Raw genomic sequence first — 21,448 nt, forward strand, 5'->3', positions numbered from 1 at the left:
ATCTGAAGCTTGCGAAGACTTAATGGCGGTATTTTATTCAACATCACTGCAACTTATTTTTAAAAGAAAAATATAGCCCTCATTTTTATAGAACTTAATCACGGTTTTGGGGCTGAGGCATTCTCATCCCCTATCATCCCCCCTTACTCATCCCATAAAAATTTACATTTTAATGATGTGCAGAATCTCTCACTATGCGCCTGTTTTATTATTTAATTTGTGAACAAAATCGACTGTGACAGAAAATTTGCATCTGTAAAAAACTTAACAGCCTGCTCTCACATTTTGCTGATGATTCAGTGTATTAGCATCTAATTGAACATTTCCTTTTTTGGCATCTGCCTTTCTAGCGTGTGCAAAACCTTCTTGATGATTGAGTCAGCGAAGGCAGCGCGCAGCTCAATATCAATTCAATAACAATGGATTTGTAAACGTGGACAATAAGACATTTAAATTATCAACAATTGCCAAAACCGTACTGCCTTTGATTTCCGTCGCGGTAATCAGCGGTTGTGGTAGTGATAGCACGAACGAAGATACGACGAACCCTGGCTCAGGCTTGTACCCTGCGGGAGAGAACGAAGTCGTCATTTATTACAAACGTGATGTAGCATCAGCTTCAACAGCAAGCGACTACGAAGGTTGGGGCTTGCACCTATGGAACGGTGAGGGCTGTACCAGCACAGATTTAGACGCAATGGGCATTCCGGGAACAGGAACGGATTGGTCTGCGCCACACCCATTCGATGGCATCAACGACACCTACGGTGCTTACTACGTACTGAAAGTGAACCCAGATGCCTCTGACCCACACGAATGCATGAACTTCATTCTGCACAAAGGTGATGAGAAAGCATTCGGCAGTGCAAACTCAAAAGTGGAGCTGACGAAAATCGGCGAATCTAAAGGGTTGTTTGGCTTCCACGGCAGCAGTGAGCTTTACTACGAGCCAATCGAAGAACGCCCTGTTGATATTGATGGTCAAAAAGCGCATTGGCTAGATGCCAACACCATCGCGTGGGAAGCGGCGGCCAATGCGGATTCCATGAAGCTGTTCTACAGCCTTAGCAATGACATCAAAATGGATGAAGATAAGCAAATCTCTGGCGGTACAGCGGTTGAGCTGACAAAGGCTGGTGAGTTGTCTGATGGTCTGAAATCACGCTTCCGTCACCTTGCTAGCCTTCAAGCTGCGGGTATCGATGTCGATGACGCGACCTTGCGTACGATCCTGAAGTCACAAATCGTTATGGTGGCTTACAACGCAAATGGTGACGTCATTTCTGCAACTGAAGTGCAAAAACCGGGCGTTTTGGATGCGGTGTTTGCCGATTCCAAGACAGGTAACGCGATCGGTCAAGAACTCGGTGCGATTGTGGAAGGCGGTGCCGCAACCTTCAAACTATGGGCACCAACTGCCCAAGATGTTGATCTGATAATCTACGATGAAAACTTAGCAGAAGAAGCGACCGTTGCCATGACGGAAGACCCAGCAACAGGTATCTGGGTTTCTGAGGCACAAAGCAACGTTGTCAACAAATATTATCGCTACCAAGTTAAGGTATACCACCCAACAACTGGCGTCGTTGAAACGCGTTTGGTAACAGACCCATATTCAATGAGCTTGTCTAAGAACTCACGATACTCGCAAGTGGTTGATTTAGATGATCCAAGCTTAATGCCTCAAGATTGGAAAAACTACGCACGCCCAACGGTTAAAAAAGACGAAGACCACGTCCTTTACGAGTCACACATTCGTGATTTCAGCTTTAACGACAGCAAAGGCACACCAAGTCTTGATGGCAAATATCTGGCGCTTACAGAACCTGAGCGTGAGTCTGTATCTCACTTACAAGCTTTAAAAGATGCTGGCCTAACAACGCTACATATCTTGCCAGCATTTGATATTGCAACCGTGGATGAAGACGCTGACAAGCGAGTCGATATCACCGACACCGTGGGTAAACTTTGTGGCATCAAGCCAGAAGCCTCCATTTGTGAGACCGAAGATGACGGCAAAGTAATTGAAGAGGTATTAAATAGCTACGACCCAACAACGGGCAAAGCACAAGCGTTGATGAACGATCTTCGCATGCTAGACAGCTTCAACTGGGGTTACGACCCTTACCACTACACCGTGCCGGAAGGCAGTTATGCGACCGATCCTAACGGGTCTAAGCGTATTCTTGAGTTCCGCGAAATGGTTCAAGCGACGCATAAAATGGATCTGAAACTGGTCATGGACGTCGTGTACAACCACACAAATGCATCTGGTGTGAACGAAAAATCAGTACTGGATAAGATTGTCCCTGGGTACTACCACCGTCTAAACGTCAACACTGGCGGAGTCGAAAACTCAACCTGTTGTGATAACACCGCAACCGAGAACTTGATGATGGGTAAACTAATGGTTGACTCATTGATGGTATGGGCGGATGACTATAAAGTCGATGGTTTCCGTTTTGACCTTATGGGCCACCAGCCGAAAGATGTGATGGTTTACGCACTTGAAAAAGTCCGTGAAATTGACCCGAATACCTTGTTCTACGGCGAAGGTTGGGACTTTGGTGAAGTCGCGCAAAACGCTCGCTTCGATCAGGCGACACAAGTCAACATGGCGGGAACAGAAATCGGTACTTTCTCTGATCGTCTGCGTGACGCAGTTCGTGGCGGAAGCCCGTTTGATGGCGGTGTAGATTCTGAAGGTAAGCACCCACTTCGCTTTAACCAAGGCTTTGGTAACGCCGCTTACCCTAACGAAGAAACCAAAACTGACGCAGAGTCGGTGAATGGTCGTTTACACAACCAAGATCTGGTTCGTCTAGGTATGGCTGGTAACTTGGCTGACTACATCCTTCTTGATTACAAAGGCGAAACCAAGCTGGGTAAGAACGTTGATTACAATGGTGCGCCTGCAGGCTACACAAAAGTGCCATCAGAGAACATCTCTTACGTGTCTAAGCACGACAACCAAACATTGTGGGATAACAACGCCTACAAGATTGCGACAGGCACTTCATCTGCCGAGCGTGCACGTATGCAGTCTGTGTCCCTATCAACGGTGATGCTTGGTCAAGGCATTCCATTCATCCACATGGGTTCTGAGCTATTGCGCTCTAAATCTATGCAGCGCGACTCGTACGATTCTGGTGACTGGTTCAACCGTGTATTCTTCGACGGAAGCGACAATAACTGGAACGTTGGTCTACCACGTGAAGACAAAGACGGTGCAAACTGGGAGCTGATCAAAACCATCGTTGGTGACAGCACGGCGAAACCAGACTCAACCGACATCGAGCTGACTAAGCAACAATTCCTAGAGCTACTAAAAATCCGTAGCACAAGCGAACTGTTCCGCCTAGATACCGCGCAAGAAGTGATGAACCGTGTGGACTTCCGCAACGTAGGGAAAGACCAAGTGGAAGGCTTGATTGTGATGTCTATCGACGATGGTACATCAGCGGGTGCCGATTTGGATTCGAACTACGATGCTGTCGTGGCCGTTGTGAACTCAACATCAACTGAGAAATCTTTCAAAGTTGCTGGCGCAACTGGTTTCGAACTGCATGAAGTTCAACAAAACTCTGCGGATGACATCGTCAAAGGTGCAAGCTTCACCAATGAAACGTTCACAGTACCAGCACTGACAACAGCGGTATTCGTGCAGCCACAAAACGGCGCGCAAGGTGCTGGCCTACCAGTAAACACGGATAACAAAGACGTATCGAGTATTCCTCCTTACGGCGAAACTGTTGTTTACGTGAAAGGCACGATGAACGAGTGGTCTGATAGCAGTGATTGGGCGATGACCTTTATTGGCAACGGTATGTACTCTGTAACTGGCGTTCTTGAAGTTGGTGAACACGAGTTCAAATTCGCGGACTCTGGTTGGGCAAATCCAAACATCGGTTGTGATGCTGCGAATATAGCTTCTGGTTCACTAGAATTAGGTTCAGAAGGTAACTGTAAGCTGTCTGTTGCTGAAACAGGTAAGTACAACTTCACTCTGAACGCGCTGCATGTTCAAGATGAAAGCGTAGAAAAACCGGTCGTGTCAGTGACCAAGTCAGCAGATGCACCAACATTCGGTGAAACAGCACTTTACTTACGTGGCACTATCACTACATGGGATGCTCCAGCACAAGACTCAACAGCGAAGTTCAGCTATGTTGCAAATGACGTTTATTCGCTAGACATTGACCTAGCGGCGGGCAACTACGAGATGAAAGTTGCGAGCGCAGACTGGGCAGCAGACACCAACTTCGGTGGCGAAGGCAGTGTTGAGCTTGGTAAAGCGCTAACGATGGAAGTCGGTGGCGGTAGTGCAAACCTGAAAATTGCGATTGCAGAAGCAGGAAATTACAACTTCCACTTCAACGCGGCTGACAAGTCGGCGCCAATCGTGACGGTAACGAAAAACTAGTTTCATTTAAAAACATCCGTAATGAAAAAGGGGAAGCATCACGCTTCCCCTTTGTTTTGTTGGCGTCACTAAATGGTGGATACCAAAATCAAAAAGGTGTTAGTTTCCCCAAATCTGTTCAACAAACTCAGGATGATCAATGAATGGATTACGATTGCCCTGAAAATCAAACACTTGTTGATTGCGGTTTCGTTCTTTTTCACTAACGGGATCATTTTTGTGCCAACGTTTCAGCATGTTTAACATCCAAGGTTCAAAAACCGTCGAACTTGAACCATCAAGGACAGCATCCGCATTGCTTGAATTGCCTTCCCAGTTACCTACAATATTTTCATAGCGGGTTGCCATGTAGAAATAGGCACGAGCAAAATCGCCTTTAAACTCATCGATCGGCTCAAACACCGTACCGGAGTAGCCCAGACTAGTGCTTGCTTGGCCAAGTTTAGAGCCATTACTAGACACGTAGGTCGCGGTGCCCACTTCACCAAATGGCCAATTACTGCGCTTCGCGTTTACATAACCATCAGTTGCAAACAAGTGATGACCGTCTGAGTTCATCGGCTCAACCTTACCGCCAAACCAGCTTTTCGGAAAAGAGTGCTCACGGTTGTAGCAATCCCCTTCCGTTTTGTATTGGCCACATTGGTCTGTGACTTTGGTAAAGCTTACTGTATCGCTACCAGATGGCTTTTCAGAATACATATCGAGAATAGAGCCATCATTTTCGTAATAACGATCAATATCGGCATCTTTTACCAAGGTCCAGACCGCAGAATAGCCTCGGCTGGAGTGATTATTGATAATGTTAAACAACGCTGTTTTTAGAGCGTATCCCGTCTTACCAGATGCCGCTTGATAGTAACCATCAACCACTGGTGGGGTCGTCGTTGTGTCACCTAAGTTAAAATTGGTGGTTTCACTTTTCGAGAATTCAGCGCCAGAAGCAAGAGTCTTATCTCCCACCTTCAACGCGTAAGACCCCGAACCATTGCCACAGCAAATGCCGTCGCCATAGCTGTCTTGAATCGTAAATTGGTAGTTACCATCGGCCAAACACATGGTCTTTTCAACAGAGGTTGACGACTCATACCCCTGACCAGAGAAAAGCACTTGCGCTTGGCTATTTTTCAACTCCCAGCTAGTTTCTGAGCCATAGTTGTCCGTCGTGAGTGTAAGAACCACCTCATGATCACTACAACTTTCTACAGGAGGTTGTGTACTCGTCTCAGTCGGTTGAAAATTATCGACGTAGACAACTTCTGAGCCATCAAAACTGGCTTCATCGTAAAAACGCAAACCGACGTTGATGGTCTTGTTCGAGCTCGCTGTGTAGTTGTGCGCGAGCTCTTGCCACTGGTTTATCTGTTGTGGGTTCGAGTAATTGTGATAACCATCAACCACCAGACGTGCTTTTACATTTCCTTCGGTATGATAAACCGAGACAGAAAACGGATAGGTTTTCCCTTGCTCCACATTAATGGTTTGCAAAAAGTCGGTGTTGCTTTGGGTACCTGTATTCACGACGACCTGGGCAGCCAGACCACCCGATTTGATTTGCTCGCTGCTTGGCGACACTGTAATGCCCGCGTCAATCTCTGACCACTGCGTAGGTACATTGCCATTCCACTGCTCAAAGTCACCGTTGATAATTTGGCTATATGCAAACGGAGAGCTAACAGCAGCAAGGAGACAGAGGGAGTTCGTTATGGATTTCATTATACTTTTCCATTAGTTATATAAATCCCAAACACGATAAACATATTAGTGGGGCATAAGTAATCCTTCAGTCACATTTTTACGTTGCACAAGTGTTAATTTACTTTTTAATGTGCAGCTTATCTCACAAATATCCATCTGCTGAAAACAAACGCCAATACAAAAAGCGAAGCAACTTGTTGGCTACATCGTCGCAAAACCATTAAGGGAAAAGTAAAACAGACAGAAAAAAGCCAAGTGTGCGCCTATGGGGGTCAGCAACAACACTTGGCTTGTTTATAAGAAAGCTTGTGGTCAGCTCAACTGGTGAGCATCAATTCTGAATAATTCCTTAAGGTTTTACCGCAAAGAATCGTCCTTGTAGTGGCGACATCAGAATCTGATATTGACCATTACTCGGAGTAATTTTTTCATTCGTGAGCAAATCCACCAACTCACCAGTACCAACACTCTCCTGAGTAAGAGTGACGCTTCTAGCGCTCTCTAAGGTATTTAGCGCAAACAAGACTTTGTCCGAACCAGATTGTTTCAAATCCACATAACTGCCGTTACTCGCAACTAAATTCGTGCGTGACCCCTGATAAAGTGCAGGATGCGCATCGCGCATTGTCATCAGCGATGTCACATAAGATTTGAGATCGGCTTGGTTTGCATCAAGCGTCGCCGTCACGCCTTCAATTTTCGCACTGCTGCGCGCAACGTGATCATCGCACAAACCTTGAATGGCGCAGGTGCTGTTGTCTTCTTTTACGGCAAAACCATCCACTTGATCCCCGATTTCATCACCGTAGTACAACGTGATTGGCCCTGTGTACGCCGCTTGGAAAGCAAACGCGGCTTTATGGCGTAACCAATATTCTGCATCATTCATATCCGCCAAGTTTCCGCGCTGTAACAAGTCACCAAAGCGCACTAAATCATGGTTGCCGATCATCAAATTCGGCTGCGCATGTGTTGGATATTGGTTGTGTGTGCTGTAGCCGTTGTCTAACCAATCCGCACCGCGACCACCCACGCCGCTCTCATTCACGGCCAAAGTTTCAACGATGCGATATCGCATAGGGAAGTCAAACGCAGAGCACAATGCTGGATCGCTGTTCGATCCATACGCCTCATTCGCGATTTCAGACTCCCCTTTCCAAATCTCTGCCACCATGTAACCCAACGGATTCACTTGTTCGCCTTTGCTATTGGTGTACGTCACACTTTGTGAGGCTTCATCGACGGCTTTACGAAGTTGTGTCCAAGCGTCTGTCGGAACTTGATAGGCTTGATCTAAACGCCAGCCGTCAATCTTCAGTTCTTTGATCCAATACGTTGCCACTTCTTTGTAGAAATCGAGACTGGCCGGGTAATCAACGGGATTGCTCGATCCCGATGGCAACAAACCGGAAGGAGATGGTTTGATCAAACCATCTTTGTGATGACCAAATACACCATCAAAAAACACGTATAAGCCGCGTTTGTGTGCTTCCTCGACCAAGGTTCTCGCCGTTTCTAAATCACCAAAACGTGGATCAATGGTGAAGTAATCCGTTGCAAAGTAGCCCGTGGCATCCAGACGATCGGCCCAGTGTTCTTGGCCCGCTATCGCTTCCGATTCAAAAACTGGCGTCAACCAAATCGCGTTCATCCCTAAATCTTGGATGTAATCGAGTGAATCAATCACTCCTTGCAAATCGCCGTTATGATGGCTGGTGCCATAACCTGTACCGTGACCAATGTTCGCATCACCATCCACAAAACTCTCTACCATGATTTGATAAGTACGAAGTTGGTTACTTTGCGCCATGACATTGGCTTGGCAAGCATAACTGGTATCCGGTAGCGGAGTGCTGCTATTAGTGTCGCCACCACCAGAAGAATTACACGCAGATAAAGCACCAATCACACTTAACGCAAGCAACGATCGAGACAGGCGATGGTTACGTAGGATATTAAGCATTTTATTCTCCCTAACTTACTCAAATAAACTACGGAAATTTGAGTAATAAAATTAACCCCGACATGTGTTTCATGCAGGGGTTAATAAATAAAAATAGATTTTAAATAATTGAATTGAATATTATTGGCACTTATTTACCATGACATGAACAGGTTTGCCTTTTCCTTCAAACTGAAGACTCCATACATATTTACCATCTTCTTTAATATCAACCGAAGTATCCGTACCGTAACCACCAAATGTTAATGGTGTTAATTCACCAACGTTCATTCTATTACCTTTTGCGGTAAATTGTGGGAACCACAACTCGGTCGCATACTGCATTTTGTAGGAGCCTACTTTTTCTTGAACCACGGCTTGGTAGAAATTATTCCCTTTGTAGGTGTATTGACGCTGAGGCACGTGTTTCCAATCGGAATCCGCAAAAGTACCCACCACAAATAGTGGTTTAGAAATAGGTCCTTTCGCTGTGCTATCTGGGTTGTCACACGCTTTCATGAAAGCAACCACTTCGTCTTGAGACATATTAACAACAGGCTCTGCGGCCGCTTCTGGTTCTGCAGTCGATTGACAACCCACTAAGGCAACAAGTAGAGCAGCAGCAAGAGAGGTCTTCATCATGTTCATTTCACGTAATTCCTTTTTAGTATATCCAAAGCAAAATAAACTCAACGGTTAAAAGAAATATTAATCGTTATTAAAATGGAAATATCAAACGCCAAATAAATATCGTCAGATTGTGAATTTAAATCACTTCGAGAAGTTTGTTTATTTCCTAAGTACACAAAATAAATTAGGAACTGCCATTAATTATTGATCCAACCTATATAAAAAACAAAGTAATAAAAATAATTATGTGAATAAGGTAACTCTATGTAGGGGTATTTTTATTGGTTTATTTTCTATGAAAAAGGTCAGCATTTCGCTGACCTTTTTTATCTGATTATTTTCTATTTACGGCTTTCACAAACACTTGTTGCGCACCTTCGATACCCAGTTCTTTTGCTTCATCAAGCAAAGTGAGCGCTTTCGGAATATCATTCGCTGCGACTGCTGCTTCAATTGAGCTGTAGTAGTAGCTAGTAAGGTCCGTACCTTGGGGAATGTTATCGTTTTTCGCAACAATCTTAGTATTCACAATATCATTCGCGGATACCGAAAAGCGGAACTGACCAAGTGGGCTATGTTTCGCTAGAGGGTCTGCAATATCTGGCGGCTGAGTGTGGCGCGCCATGGCGAAGGCTTTTGCAGGGTGTAAAACTTGTGTACTTCCTTTTAGATCGGCGGAAGTCGTGTAAACCAACACATGCAGATCGTTACCTGTCATGTCTGGAATCACATTGAGATCAAGTACGAATTTATCATTGTCCAACAGTTTTGCTGGTTCGTACTTAAACTTTGAAAAATCTGCTTGGTAAATGGTTTCTCCTGCCGAGTTCATCACTGCGACATTAGGAGCATAAAATTGAAGTTCTTTACTTACGAATGTCTCTAATTTGATATCGAGACTGCCACGGTTACCTGGAAGAGCAAACGCTGCAATAGCGCCAGCACTGTTACCATCCAACAACATTTGGCTTTTATCAGTCAAAGCGAATTCAGTAACCACAGGCACGTTAAGCGGTACCCATTGAATATCACCCGATTGCGTGATCACTTGTTGCTGACCTTTTGGACTCATCTCTACTTGTTCTACAGACGCACAACCAGTAGCCAACATGCCCAGCAGTACGGGAGCAAGCCATTTTTTCATTACTGTCTACCTCGACTCTTTATTGTTTTTTAAATAAATACAGCCAGATAAGTTCTGGCTGTATCATTCTAGGACAATTTAGGACTTAGTGGTTAGATGATTACCACCAAGCTTCAGCTTGTACACCGAACTGGAACGTATCGTCTGAACGACCGTTGTCAAATGTGTTTGAATTGTCTTCTTTGTCAGCCGTTAGGTAAGAAGCGTAAACACGGATTTCAGGACGAGCCCAGAAGCTAGAGCCAGCAGACCATGCTTGAGCAACAGTTAGCTTACCGTATTTGTTTTCTTCGCCGTCGTTATCGTCGATAGCGTAACCAGCTTCGAAGATAGTTTTGTGGTTGTCATCCCATTTGTACATTGGACGAACAACAACAGACATTGTTTCCCACTTGTCTTGGCCAGCCCACATGTCTTCACCAACACCGTACACTAGCTGGTGACCCATTTCCCAGCTGTCGCCCATGCCGATTACACCCCAGTTGATTAGGCGGTAACCAGATGCACCGTTATCAGCTTCTGCGCCGTACCAGCTACCGTCGCCGTAGAATGCCATTGTTTTTGAGTAACCTTCAGTACCGTACTGAAGCACTGTTTTGTTGAAACCAGCGTCTAGACCTTGAGTCAATTCTGCTGTGAACATTACGCCGTTTTTCGCATCTTTAGTGCCGTTTGGCGCAGCGTCAGTTTCGTTAAGAATTGCGTAGTTCAAGCCCATTTCTAGAGAGCCGTTGTCCCATAGAGGAAGACCTGCGTAACGTACGTCTAGAGTGTTTACGTTTGTTGCGCCACCATCGTTGCCTGGGTCAGCGATATCGCCGCGGTCGTTACGAACCCAAGCGAAAGAAACTTTACCAGGACCAGCTTCGATACCTTCAACACCAGCGCCCGCGCCAGAGATGTTCCAGTAGTAGAAGTCAGAGATATGAATGTCGTGACGTTGGTAGTAGCGTTTACCTGCCCAAAGCGTTGCTTCAGGAGCAAAGTTTAGTAGGCCTTTAGCTTGAACGTTGAACTGACGTAGTGCGAATTGTGCATCGTCTACACATTTCACTTCGCCGTTATCCAAACCACAGTTAGCAGAAGTGCTTTCCCAGTCGTTTGAACCGTTAGAAGTCATTGCAACCATAGAGTCTACGTAGAACGTTTTGCCGTTGTTGTTGTAAACTTCTTTACCTAGTTGAATCTCGCCGTAGATATCGCTTTCATTACCTAGACGACCGATCTTGTTCTTTTCGAATGTTAATTGTTGACCACCGTCAGCGTTCACGCCAACGCCAGCACGCATGTAACCGTGGAAATCCACTGCGAATGCAGAACCAGCAGCTAAAGTTGCAGCTACAGCAGCAGCAATTGCACTTACTTTTTTCATTCTTAACTCCATTAAGGGTATTTATAATTCTGTCTTCCCTGCTCACTCTTTTAGGTGAATATAGGCAGTAAAAACACACCTAAAGAAAGAGAGGTAAGATGGGAACGAATCCCCGTTTGTTTCAACAGTTGTGAGATTACCCGAGGCGTACAAGGATGACTTCCTCCGCCCTAAACTAATTTAAGGGGGATGAGAAGGGAGTAGAAAATTTACCGAATGGTGTTTTTTCGAGTCAGATCACCAATCTAGGGAGGAATTAGTAAGTTTGTTCGGTTTTGAGCCGCTACAAAGTGATAGCCATTTCATATTTTTGACTCTAAGCCGTCACATAAAGTAATTAAATTACACGAATATTTTTATATTTAGGGTGGTTGACCTTAGTAAGACAAAGTTTTTAACTTATAGTTTCCTAAAGGTAGCAATAAATATTAAATAAAGTATCTCCGATGACACGACTTCTCTCTCGCCCCTACCCCCTGGGCGCAACATTGAATAAAGAAGGCTGTAACTTCTCTATTCATGCTCCAGGCGTAAAAGACATTCAACTGGCATTGTTTGCAGACGATGGCAGCTACGAGCTTCACGGTTTACCGAATGAATACGCTGGCATACGTCATACTTTTATTCCAGATATTAAGCCGGGGCAAAAATACGGTTACCTTGTCTCCCACAAGGAAGAGCCACTGTTAATTTCTGATCCGTACGCAAAATCAATAGATAAAGCCCTCCACTATCACCCTCCGTACTCTCCAGCCAAAAGTTTCGATATGCCGAAGTGCGTCGTTATCGAAGATGATTTTGACTGGCAAAACACGGATCACCCGCGTATACCCAGAGAAGAGATGGTGTTGTTTGAGACGCACGTCAAAGGGATTACCCAACGCCACCCAGAGGTTGAGGACAAGCTGAGGGGGCGCTATTTAGGTCTTGCATCACCTGAAATGCTGGCCTTTTACAAACAACAAAACATCAACACGCTGCAATTGCTACCTGTCGCAGCATGCATGCATGAGCCTCACCTACTAGAGATGGAAAAGGTCAATTATTGGGGATACAACCCTTATCTCTTTATGGTGCCCGATCCGCGCTACGCAGAACAAGACGCCGTTACGGAATTAAAAACAACGATTCGCGAATTGCATAAAAACGGCATCGAAGTGATTCTCGACGTGGTTTACAACCACACTGCTGAAGGTGGTGAAGGCCCTACAATCTTCAACCTGAAGGCCCTCGATTCCTGTTTTTACATCAAACATGGCAACCACTTCGCCAATTACACTGGCTGCGGAAATACAGTGGATCTCACCTACCAACCAGCCTTAAACCTTGTGATGGATACATTGCGCTACTGGGTTAGCGAATTTAAAGTCGATGGCTTCCGTTTTGACTTGGCTGCAACGTTAGGTCGACAGGGCGATGATTACACCCCAGAAGCAGCTTTCTTTAAAGCCGTTGCGCAAGACCCAATTTTGCGTGAAACCAAATTGATTGCCGAGCCTTGGGATATTGGTCCAAATGGCTACCAAGTGGGTAACTTTCCATTTGGTTGGAACGAATGTAATGACAAACTGCGTGATATTTCCCGCAGTTTTTGGCGCGGTGATCAAGGCTATTTAAAAGAGTTTGCCACTCGATTAATGGGCTCTCGTGACATTTATAGTGCAGCGAACTGGCCATACAAACTCACCGTAAATTACATCACGTATCACGATGGCTTCACACTGCAAGATTTAGTGTCTTACAAGCACAAACATAACGAAGCCAATGGCGAAGAAAATCGCGACGGTCACGGTGACAATCGTTCAGAAAACTACGGTGTTGAAGGCGAGACGGAAAATCTGATGATTATCGCCACGCGTGAAAAGCAAAAACGCAACCTTATTGCTAGCTTGCTGTTTGCCTTCGGTATCCCACACATTCTCACTGCTGATGTTCTGTCTCACACCCAAGGCGGTAACAATAATGCCTATTGCCAAGATAACGAAACCAGTTGGCTGAACTGGGAAGAGACAGAACGTAAGCAACATTTCAAAGCATGGATGTCACAAATGGTCGCCAACCGAAATCAATACATGGTGCCATTTATCCGAGCTTTCAGTGGCGAAAACCGCAATAACAACCGTATTTTCTGGCGCCGTACAGACGGTCGCTTAATGGAGCACGATGATTGGAACCGTTTAAGCTCTGTCGCACTTCACCTTGGTATCGGTAAAGAAGGGCAAGAGCTGGTCTACCTCATCAACCAAACTAACGCCACAGCGCGCTTTAAGCTCCCCAATGAGCGAAAGCAAGAATGGGTGACGATCTGTGATACAAACGTACGTAACCTCAACCCAGGACATGCTGAAGGCGAAGTCTTGCTGTCACCCACCTCGATGGTGATTTTGCACTATCAACCAAACCAAAGCACACCAAAAGGTGAGCAAACGCATAGCTAAGTTATAAACGTTCCAAAAAAGAAAAGCCGATGCATCTCAGTGCTTCGGCTTTTTTGTTGGTTAGATGTGCCTAACTCATTATTCGCAAGGCGGTGCTAGGTGGATCAAAGCCAATCCACCCAGTGACGTTTCGCGGTATTTCTTGTTCATGTCCTTGCCCGTTTGGTACATGGTTTCAATCACCTTATCCAACGAGATCAAACATTTACTATTACGCTTTAGTGCCATGCGAGATGCATTGATCGCTTTCATTGCACCCATTGCATTACGCTCAATACACGGTACTTGCACTAAGCCACCAATTGGGTCACAAGTCATGCCTAGTGAGTGCTCCATGGCGATCTCGGCCGCAATACAAATTTGCTCATTGCTGCCACCACGTAGCGCGGTCAAGCCAGCTGCCGCCATAGAAGAAGAAACACCGACTTCGCCCTGACAACCCACTTCGGCACCCGAGATAGACGCATTGGTTTTGTACAAAATGCCAATCGCACCGGATACAGCAAGGAAGTCTTTAAGCTGTTTAGTATCGAGCTCTTTGATGAAGCGATGGTAGTACATCAATACCGCCGGAATCACACCCGCCGCACCATTAGTTGGCGACGTTACGACTTGTCCACCAGCCGCGTTTTCTTCACTCACCGCAAAAGCAAACAGGTTAATCCAATCCATGATTTCCATTGGATCGTTTTCGATTGCTGCATTTGCTTCAAGCTTCTTCAGCAAGTTTGGCGCACGGCGGGTCACGTTCAAGCCGCCATCCAAGATACCTTCTGTCTCGAAACCGCGTTCCATGCAACGCATCATCACACGCCAGATCTGTTCTGCACGTTGATTGATGGCTTCCATATCCTGAAACGCTTGTTCGTTTTTCAGAATCATGCCGCCGAGGCTCATGCCGTTCTTCTCAGCCTGTGCCAACATTTCGTCCGCGCTGGAGAATGGGAACTCAACTTCTACGGGTGCAGTCGCATTGCCATTTTGCAATTCATCCGCCGTTGCGATGAAACCACCACCGATAGAGTAGTAAGTTTCAAACCCAACCTGATTGCCGTGCGCATCTAACGCAGTAATCGTCATTCCATTCTCATGCAAAGGAAGGTTCTCTTCATGGAACAACATGTCCGTTTTGTAGTTGAATTCGATTTCATGACGGCCATCGACAGACATCATGCCCTCTTCAATCGCCTTGCGCATCGCTTTGTTCGCAGAAGCGATTTTGATGGTATCTGGTTTGTTACCCAACAGACCCAAAATCGTTGCACGGTCTGTATGGTGACCAATCCCCGTTAACGAGAGTGAGCCATATAAATCGATTTGAATACGAACCACTTTTGCCAAGTTCGATTCAATCAAACGAGTGAAGTGGTAACCCGCGATCATTGGACCATTTGTGTGAGAGCTAGAAGGGCCCACACCAATCTTGTAAATATCAAAGATGGACAGCATAAACTTACCTATTACGACAATGCAGCATAAAGCCAATCAGGGAGAACCATACAAGCGGCGATGGTCGCCACAGCGAACACCAATAGCCCGTAATGGCTTGCGGTTGGCTTTGCAAAAAGATGTTTTTGATTATTGATAAAGATTTGTTGCTCGGCAGTCACAGCGCCCCAACGACGGCTCACTAACACACCAAACAAAAGGAAGACGAACGTACCAATTGGCGCGAACCACGGCCAAGCCACGTCGAGATACATGGCAGTAAACACCGCAATCACACTCATGATACTGCCAACGATCACGCCTTTCTCATTGGCTTTCGCCCAGAATAAACCAAGCACGAATGAACCCAAACGGATACCAACGAAGATGGAAGTCAGACTGGCGATGGTTTTGAGTACCGATTCATTCGATACCGCCAGAAGAGCTGGCACTACCACCATGGCCGCAGCAAGCAAACTCATCTTTCTTGCGACTTTTTCGTAGTGCTCATCATCGGCACTTTTGCGAACGAAGCGCTTGTAGATATCGAACGTTGCGACGGTCGCCATCGAGTTGTAGGTCGAATCCAAGGTCGACATTGCGGCCGCTGCCAATGCGGAAATGATCAAACCAACCACAATTGGGTTAGTGTGGTTGAAGACGAAATCCAAAATCACTTCGTTGCTGTTTTCAAACGATTGATCTTGATAGAAAACACTCAAAAGAACACCGAGTACCGCGAAGAACAAGTACACGAAAAACGCACCGTAACCACACAACAGCATCGACTTCTGCGCCGTCTTTTCACATCTCGTCGCTAGTGTGCGTTGGATGATCAATTGGTTGGTGCCGTACACACTCAAATGCAAAAAGCTCACGGCAACCACGCCAGCCCAGAGTGCTGTATCCACGCCCAAATCAAAGTCTAAGTTGATGATATTCAAGTGATCACGAGAAAGGTAATCTGCCGCATTAATCTCTGTCATTAGAATGGCAAAGATAGCGATGCTGCCTGCTACCAATACTGCAGATTGCAGCATATCGGTCCAGATAACCGTGGAAATCCCGCCCGCATAGGTATAGCAAGCGGTGAAAATACTAATGTAGATAATGGCTTCAGAAATACTGATAGGCAGAACTTGCACTAAGATCAGCGCCACGGCATACAAAATCACACCCGCAGAGATACATTGAACCACAATGAACACAATCGAGTTGATGGTTCTTGCATACACCCCAAAGCGGTGCTCAAGGTATTCATAAATCGAAGTCAGACCCAGCTTATAAAAGACAGGTACAAAGAAAATAACAGTGAAAAAGATAACGATGGGATAGTTAAGGTGAATACTCATCGCTTCCATGCCAGAGCTATAAACCCAACCAGGCATCCCTACAAACGTCATCGCACTAATGTAAGTCGCAAGTATCGAGACACCTGCCGTAAACCAGCCAAATTGCTTTCCACCGGTGGAAAAGTCGCCACCATTGCTGTAGCGCTTATTCACTAAATAGCTGATTAGTATGGTAATTGCTACATATAACGCAATTACCACAAAACTTGAGTACGTAACCATTTTAAGGTTTTCCTAATTCTGGGTAGCTAATTATTATGCCCAGATATTACTGTAAAAAGGCATTTTTAAACGACAATCCCACTGTAAGTGTGATTATTATCACCAATATAGGCGAAAATGTATTCAAAATCGCCAAAAACGCCGATTAGTGAGATCCTTGTCACTAAAACCCACAAAATGGGTACGCATTCATTTTAAAATTGATTTTGATCACGGATCTAATAACCTTAAAAAAACTATGATTCATCCCGACACGAAATCGAAGATGATCCAAATAAGATCGTGTTCATTAAGTTTGAATAGCAACAAATCCTAAGTGAAATAGAGGTTTATCGGTCATGAATGCCAAAAGACACATGAGCGAAGTTCCTATGATTCAAAGGGTAGCTGCCTATCTAGCGATACTGGTTGGTTACTTTTTCTATTGTTATAACTTTGTAATTATTGACTACGTACGCCCATACATCGTTGAAGCGTATGATGGTATTAGCCTGTCAGACACTGCCCAGTTCTATACGTGGCAGTCGGTTGGTGCACTTATCGGTGCATTGAGCTGTGCTTGGTTCGCAACAAAATTTGGTAAGAAATCCACTCTTATTACCATCACAGCCCTAAACGGTGGCGCAACGATCATCAATATGATGTTCACCGACTACACAACATGGGCAGCAATGCGTTTCATCATTGGTTTGTCACTGGGTGGTTACTTCACCGTGGCAGTAAGCCTTATGATCGGCCTATTTACGCCAACGGTACGTGGTAAGTTGACGGCATTCGCGTCTTCTATGTTCTCTGTAGCACTGATGGTAATGGGTGCGTATGCAGCATTTATTGCAAGCATTGATGCACCATGGGAAAGCCTAATGCTTGTAGGTGGTATCCCACCATTAGCAGCCGCTGTGGTCATGATCTTTGTACTACCTAGCGACAGCAAAGTGATCGCTTACGGTGAAGAAGAGCAAGCAAAAGTAGAAGAATCAAATGCACCAGCGAAAAAAGGCTCTTGGGGCGAAATGCTAAGCAAGCCTTACCGTAAGATCACACTAACGTGTCTATTACTGGCTGGCCTTAACTTCTACGGTTTCCAATTCTTTGGTGGCTTCGTAACCACATACCTACGTGATGTACGTATGTTCGACGGTGCAACCATCGGTCTCATCTTCTCTATCTCAGCATTTGGTTCACTGTTTGGTGCGTGGTTCTGGGGTTGGGTAGCTGACAAATTCGGTCGTAAGGTGAACGCGTTTGGCTTCATCCTAGCGGGCATCATGGTTTCAATCTTCTTTGTTGCACCTGGCGACATGGTGATTGGCGGCCTAAACATGCTGGCTCTACTTGGTCTGATTTACAACTTCGGTCTGTCTTCTTCAGCGGTATGGGGTGGTTACTTCTCAGAACTGTTCCCAGCACACCTACGTAGCTACGGCGCAGCGCTATTCCACGGCGGTCGTATCCTCGGTATGTGGGCACCAATGGTACTTATCTTCATCCAAGAGCGAACCGACCTACAAACCGCAATGTGGGGTTCACCAATCGTATGGATCCTTGCTGGTCTTCTATGGCTATCACTGCCAGAGACACTAAAAGGCGGCGTGTTCGATAAGAGCAAAAAAGCCGAAGCAGCAAAAGCGTAACTGAATTTCAAAAACTCCGGCTGGCTCCCCGGCCGGATGAAAAAACTTAATTTCGAGTCCTGTTCCCAAAGCCGACTCGACAGCAAATAAGAGAGTTTATTATGTCTAAATATCAAGAAGCGAAACGCGTTGTACGTGAATACTTCAGCGCAATGGAAAACGCAACTCACGAGAACGTGGCAGAAGTACTAAAAGCACACACTTCAGAAGATTACCTATGGCGTGGTGTTTACCCATTCCGTGAGCAACAAGGCGCTCAAGCAGCGGCTGACGTTTTCTGGGCTCCTTTGATGAAATCAATGACTCGCATGCAGCGTCGTCAAGACATCTTCATCGGTGGTGAGAACGAAGTAACATCAGGTGAAATCTGGGTAATGAGCATGGGTCACTTCATGGGTCTATTCGACGCTGAATACCTAGGCATGCGCCCAACTGGCAAAATCATGAACATCCGTTACGCAGAATTTAACTGTGTTGAAAACGGCAAGATCACTAAGACTGGCCTATTCCTAGACCTTCTAGGCGCGATGGACCAAGCGGGTTGTTACCCACTACCACCATCAACAGGTAAGCATTTCGTATACCCTGGTCCTCGTAACCACGACGGTCTACTGTTCGAAGACGCAGCACCAGAAGAAGGCGTAGCAACACTAGCACTAGTGAACAAGATGGTTGATGACCTATCTGCACTGAACGACAGCGGCGCTATGGGTTGCCCACCAGAAGTTCTTGAGAAGAGCTGGTCTAAAGACATGATCTGGTACGGTCCATGTGGTATCGGTGCGTCTTACACAATTCCTCGTTACCAACAGCAGCACCAATTGCCGTTCCGTAACAACCTGAAAGACAAGAAGTTTAACGGCCACGTATGTCGTTTCGCAGAAGGTAACTTCTCTTGTTTCTTCGGCTGGCCAAACCTATCTAACACGCCAATCGGTGGTTTCCTAGGTATGACTGGTGGTGAAGTACGTGCAGACATGCAAGTGGTTGATGTTTACTACCGTGACGGCGACAAGCTATCTGAGAACTGGGTACTGATCGACCTACCTTACTGGCTAAAACAGCAAGGTCTAGACGTGTTCGAGCGTACTCAACAGATCCTAAACCCTTCTCTATAAGAAGTCCTAGGGGCGGACTGTAAACCCGCCTTTATGTTGCCTGAATCCCCTCTCGGTTCAGGCGACATGCTCCCAACTCGTGCCTCAAGGATGGGGCACAACCTCAAGATAGAACCCTTATTCAAAACGGGCATGAACGCACGGTGGCTTTCTGCGCCCTGAATAATGAGATTGATGATGAAAAAGTCGACCCTTTCTGCAGTGATTTTAGCAGCGCTTACTTCTAGCTCAGCCTTTGCTGCACACACTTTTGTTAATGACGCTGGCGACAGCCTAACCATCGATGGCCGTTTCGATCTTCGCTACCAAGACCGTGGCGGTGATGACAACGGCGAATGGAACAGCGGCAGCTCACGTTTCGGTTTGAAAGGCCAAATGGGTCTGGATAACGGCTGGACTGGTTTCGGTCACGCGGAATGGGGCTACAACTCTGGCGCGAACGGCGACAACATTTACGACCGCTTGCTATACGCAGGTGTTGATCACGAAAAATACGGCAAGATTGCTGCGGGTACTAAGCAGTGGTCTACCTTCTACGACGTAGCATGGTACACCGATTTAGGTCGTGTATTCGGTACTCGTGGCTCAGGTGTTTACAACCTAGCTGACTGGGGTATCGCATCCGGTGCTGGTCGTGCAGAAAACTCAATTACGTACCGTAATTCAATCAATGAAAAAGTGAGCTACGGCTTTACTTACCAAACCACGCGTGAAGATGTTGCTCTAGCAAGCAATGCGACAGCCTCACTGAAAAACGGCATGGGTGCGTCGATCACTTACAAACCGGTTGATGGCGTAACACTTGGTGCGGCTTACCATCAAAATGAAGTTGCGGATCTAGACGCAAGCGTGGTTAGCGTAGAAAACGGCGACAACATGCGCATCATGCTATTGGGCGCAAACTACAGCAACGGTGGCTTCTACGCGGGTGCGACATTCCACGTTGGCGAAAACTGGGAAGCAGTGAGCCAAGGCGGTACGGACGTAATGTTCGATACCCTAGGTGGCGAAATCTACACTTACTACCACTTCGATAACGGCCTACGCCCAACGTTGAACTACAACTACATGGAAGATCGTGGTGACGAGACACAAGGTTACGAGCGTAACTTGCTGATCCCTGGTCTTGAATACCACTTCCAGAAGAACAAATTCCTAGTTTGGACTGAATACCAGTTCGACCTAGGTAAAGATCAGTACGATGGCAGCAAATTCGAAAACCGTGATGATCAATTCGCGGCAGGTATTCGCTACTACTTCTGATAATACTCATCGCTCACCACCTATACCCAAGTAACCTTAAGGTGGTGAGTGATGAAGTTCTTATCAACACTAAGCAAAGTTATCTTGAAGCCAAGTAGTCATCACTTCACTAATAATTAAAGGCTGCTCAAGCGTAGATAGATGCCCACACTCAGGGATAACATGAAGCGTGACGTTTGGGATGCATCGCTCCATGAGCAGATGATTGTCTAGCGGACAAAGCTTATCTTCTTTACCTGTTATCACCAACGTAGGAGCTTGAATGTCCGCCAATAAAGGTCGAGCATCCGGGCGAGTTGCTAACGCTTTAGCATGTGCTTCAAATGCCTCCAAACCTACATTGACCGCCATGCCTTCTATACGCTCAGTTAACGCTTTGTCTTGCAAACGGCTTGGATGAATCAGCACAGGCATTAGAGTATCAGGCGTAATGCTTTCAAATTCACCACTTAACGCTCGACTAACCAGTGCGTCGCGCTTTTGTGTCACCTCTGGCTTTTCATCCGCCGCGTTGGTGTCCATTAGCACCAAACCTCTGACTCTATCTGGCGCTTGGCGGTACACCTCAAAGGCAAGAATCCCACCCATTGATAGGCCACCCAAGACAAACTCCTGCGGTGCGTCTTGCAACACTTTCTGCGCCAGCTGTTCCATTGACGGCAATGAGGCCAGCGTCGGGCATGAAGGCTCAACCCAACTTGGCAACGCTCGGTTGACTTCCTCAAACAATGTGCCATCACAAAGTAGTCCGGGTAGCCAAACTAACGAGGTGGGTTGCGTCATT

13 protein-coding genes are annotated in these 21,448 nt (G+C 46.1%); 5 read left to right on the plus strand and 8 right to left on the minus strand.

Annotation, left to right across the window (positions count from 1 at the left end):
* Positions 1–433: 433 nt before the first annotated feature.
* Positions 434–4,423: a pullulanase-type alpha-1,6-glucosidase gene (gene pulA, locus MTF70_RS05495; RefSeq protein WP_169628762.1), complete on the plus strand. Its 3,990-nt coding sequence runs from the start codon at positions 434–436 to the stop codon at positions 4,421–4,423.
* Positions 4,424–4,522: 99 nt separating this feature from the next.
* On the opposite strand, the gene MTF70_RS05500 is transcribed toward pulA, so the two are convergent.
* From MTF70_RS05500 to MTF70_RS05520, 5 genes are all read right to left on the minus strand, one after another.
* Positions 4,523–6,139, minus strand: coding sequence for an endonuclease (locus MTF70_RS05500; protein ID WP_169628763.1), 1,617 nt, complete (start codon positions 6,137–6,139; stop codon positions 4,523–4,525).
* A 331-nt stretch (positions 6,140–6,470) separates the two neighbouring features.
* Positions 6,471–8,084, minus strand: a complete 1,614-nt coding sequence (locus tag MTF70_RS05505; RefSeq protein ID WP_054574871.1) for an alpha-amylase family glycosyl hydrolase — start codon at positions 8,082–8,084, stop codon at positions 6,471–6,473.
* Between the two features lie 120 nt (positions 8,085–8,204).
* Entirely contained in the window at positions 8,205–8,711 is a 507-nt protein-coding gene (locus MTF70_RS05510) for a hypothetical protein (RefSeq protein ID WP_005374788.1), read from the minus strand.
* Between the two features lie 316 nt (positions 8,712–9,027).
* Positions 9,028–9,837: a MalM family protein gene (locus MTF70_RS05515; protein ID WP_005374786.1), complete on the minus strand. Its 810-nt coding sequence runs from the start codon at positions 9,835–9,837 to the stop codon at positions 9,028–9,030.
* A 100-nt stretch (positions 9,838–9,937) separates the two neighbouring features.
* The gene (locus tag MTF70_RS05520) at positions 9,938–11,209 is read right to left on the minus strand and encodes a maltoporin (RefSeq protein ID WP_005374784.1); all 1,272 of its coding nucleotides are present in this window, start codon (positions 11,207–11,209) and stop codon (positions 9,938–9,940) included.
* A gap of 446 nt (positions 11,210–11,655) precedes the next feature.
* On the opposite strand from MTF70_RS05520, the gene glgX reads away from it, so the two are divergent.
* Complete coding sequence (glgX, locus tag MTF70_RS05525) at positions 11,656–13,647, plus strand: glycogen debranching protein GlgX (RefSeq protein WP_054574869.1); 1,992 nt, start codon at positions 11,656–11,658, stop codon at positions 13,645–13,647.
* 78 nt (positions 13,648–13,725) lie between these two features.
* On the opposite strand, the gene MTF70_RS05530 is transcribed toward glgX, so the two are convergent.
* Positions 13,726–15,096, minus strand: a complete 1,371-nt coding sequence (locus MTF70_RS05530) for an L-serine ammonia-lyase (protein ID WP_205461239.1) — start codon at positions 15,094–15,096, stop codon at positions 13,726–13,728.
* An 11-nt stretch (positions 15,097–15,107) separates the two neighbouring features.
* Entirely contained in the window at positions 15,108–16,649 is a 1,542-nt protein-coding gene (locus MTF70_RS05535; protein WP_205461238.1) for a sodium:solute symporter, read from the minus strand.
* Positions 16,650–16,987: 338 nt separating this feature from the next.
* Between MTF70_RS05535 and MTF70_RS05540 the strand changes: the two genes are divergently transcribed.
* The 3 genes from MTF70_RS05540 to MTF70_RS05550 all read left to right on the plus strand — a co-directional run bounded on the left by MTF70_RS05540 (position 16,988) and on the right by MTF70_RS05550 (position 20,664).
* Entirely contained in the window at positions 16,988–18,283 is a 1,296-nt protein-coding gene (locus tag MTF70_RS05540) for an MFS transporter (RefSeq protein WP_039840592.1), read from the plus strand.
* A 101-nt stretch (positions 18,284–18,384) separates the two neighbouring features.
* Entirely contained in the window at positions 18,385–19,401 is a 1,017-nt protein-coding gene (locus tag MTF70_RS05545; RefSeq protein ID WP_005374772.1) for a nuclear transport factor 2 family protein, read from the plus strand.
* 177 nt (positions 19,402–19,578) lie between these two features.
* Positions 19,579–20,664 (plus strand): porin, encoded by a 1,086-nt coding sequence (locus MTF70_RS05550; RefSeq protein WP_205461237.1) that lies wholly within the window; start codon positions 19,579–19,581, stop codon positions 20,662–20,664.
* Positions 20,665–20,733: 69 nt separating this feature from the next.
* On the opposite strand, the gene MTF70_RS05555 is transcribed toward MTF70_RS05550, so the two are convergent.
* A complete protein-coding gene (locus MTF70_RS05555; protein WP_025768657.1) occupies positions 20,734–21,447 on the minus strand; it encodes an alpha/beta hydrolase in 714 nt (237 codons plus the stop codon).
* Between the last annotated feature and the right edge of the window lies 1 nt (position 21,448).

Origin of the sequence: Vibrio sp. 2CM40D (assembly GCF_023161825.1) — a bacterium.
Lineage (GTDB): Bacteria > Pseudomonadota > Gammaproteobacteria > Enterobacterales > Vibrionaceae > Vibrio > Vibrio alginolyticus.

What these genes read in the sequence shown, in the direction of transcription:
- MTF70_RS05500 (WP_169628763.1), bottom strand. Translation starts at nt 6,139, where the DNA reads ATGAAATCCATAACGAACTCCCTCTGTCTCCTTGCTGCTGTTAGCTCT.
- MTF70_RS05505 (WP_054574871.1), bottom strand. Translation starts at nt 8,084, where the DNA reads ATGCTTAATATCCTACGTAACCATCGCCTGTCTCGATCGTTGCTTGCG.
- MTF70_RS05510 (WP_005374788.1), bottom strand. Translation starts at nt 8,711, where the DNA reads ATGAACATGATGAAGACCTCTCTTGCTGCTGCTCTACTTGTTGCCTTA.
- MTF70_RS05515 (WP_005374786.1), bottom strand. Translation starts at nt 9,837, where the DNA reads ATGAAAAAATGGCTTGCTCCCGTACTGCTGGGCATGTTGGCTACTGGT.
- MTF70_RS05520 (WP_005374784.1), bottom strand. Translation starts at nt 11,209, where the DNA reads ATGAAAAAAGTAAGTGCAATTGCTGCTGCTGTAGCTGCAACTTTAGCT.
- glgX (WP_054574869.1), top strand. Translation starts at nt 11,656, where the DNA reads ATGACACGACTTCTCTCTCGCCCCTACCCCCTGGGCGCAACATTGAAT.
- MTF70_RS05530 (WP_205461239.1), bottom strand. Translation starts at nt 15,096, where the DNA reads ATGCTGTCCATCTTTGATATTTACAAGATTGGTGTGGGCCCTTCTAGC.
- MTF70_RS05535 (WP_205461238.1), bottom strand. Translation starts at nt 16,649, where the DNA reads ATGGTTACGTACTCAAGTTTTGTGGTAATTGCGTTATATGTAGCAATT.
- MTF70_RS05540 (WP_039840592.1), top strand. Translation starts at nt 16,988, where the DNA reads ATGAATGCCAAAAGACACATGAGCGAAGTTCCTATGATTCAAAGGGTA.
- MTF70_RS05545 (WP_005374772.1), top strand. Translation starts at nt 18,385, where the DNA reads ATGTCTAAATATCAAGAAGCGAAACGCGTTGTACGTGAATACTTCAGC.
- MTF70_RS05550 (WP_205461237.1), top strand. Translation starts at nt 19,579, where the DNA reads ATGAAAAAGTCGACCCTTTCTGCAGTGATTTTAGCAGCGCTTACTTCT.
- MTF70_RS05555 (WP_025768657.1), bottom strand. Translation starts at nt 21,447, where the DNA reads ATGACGCAACCCACCTCGTTAGTTTGGCTACCCGGACTACTTTGTGAT.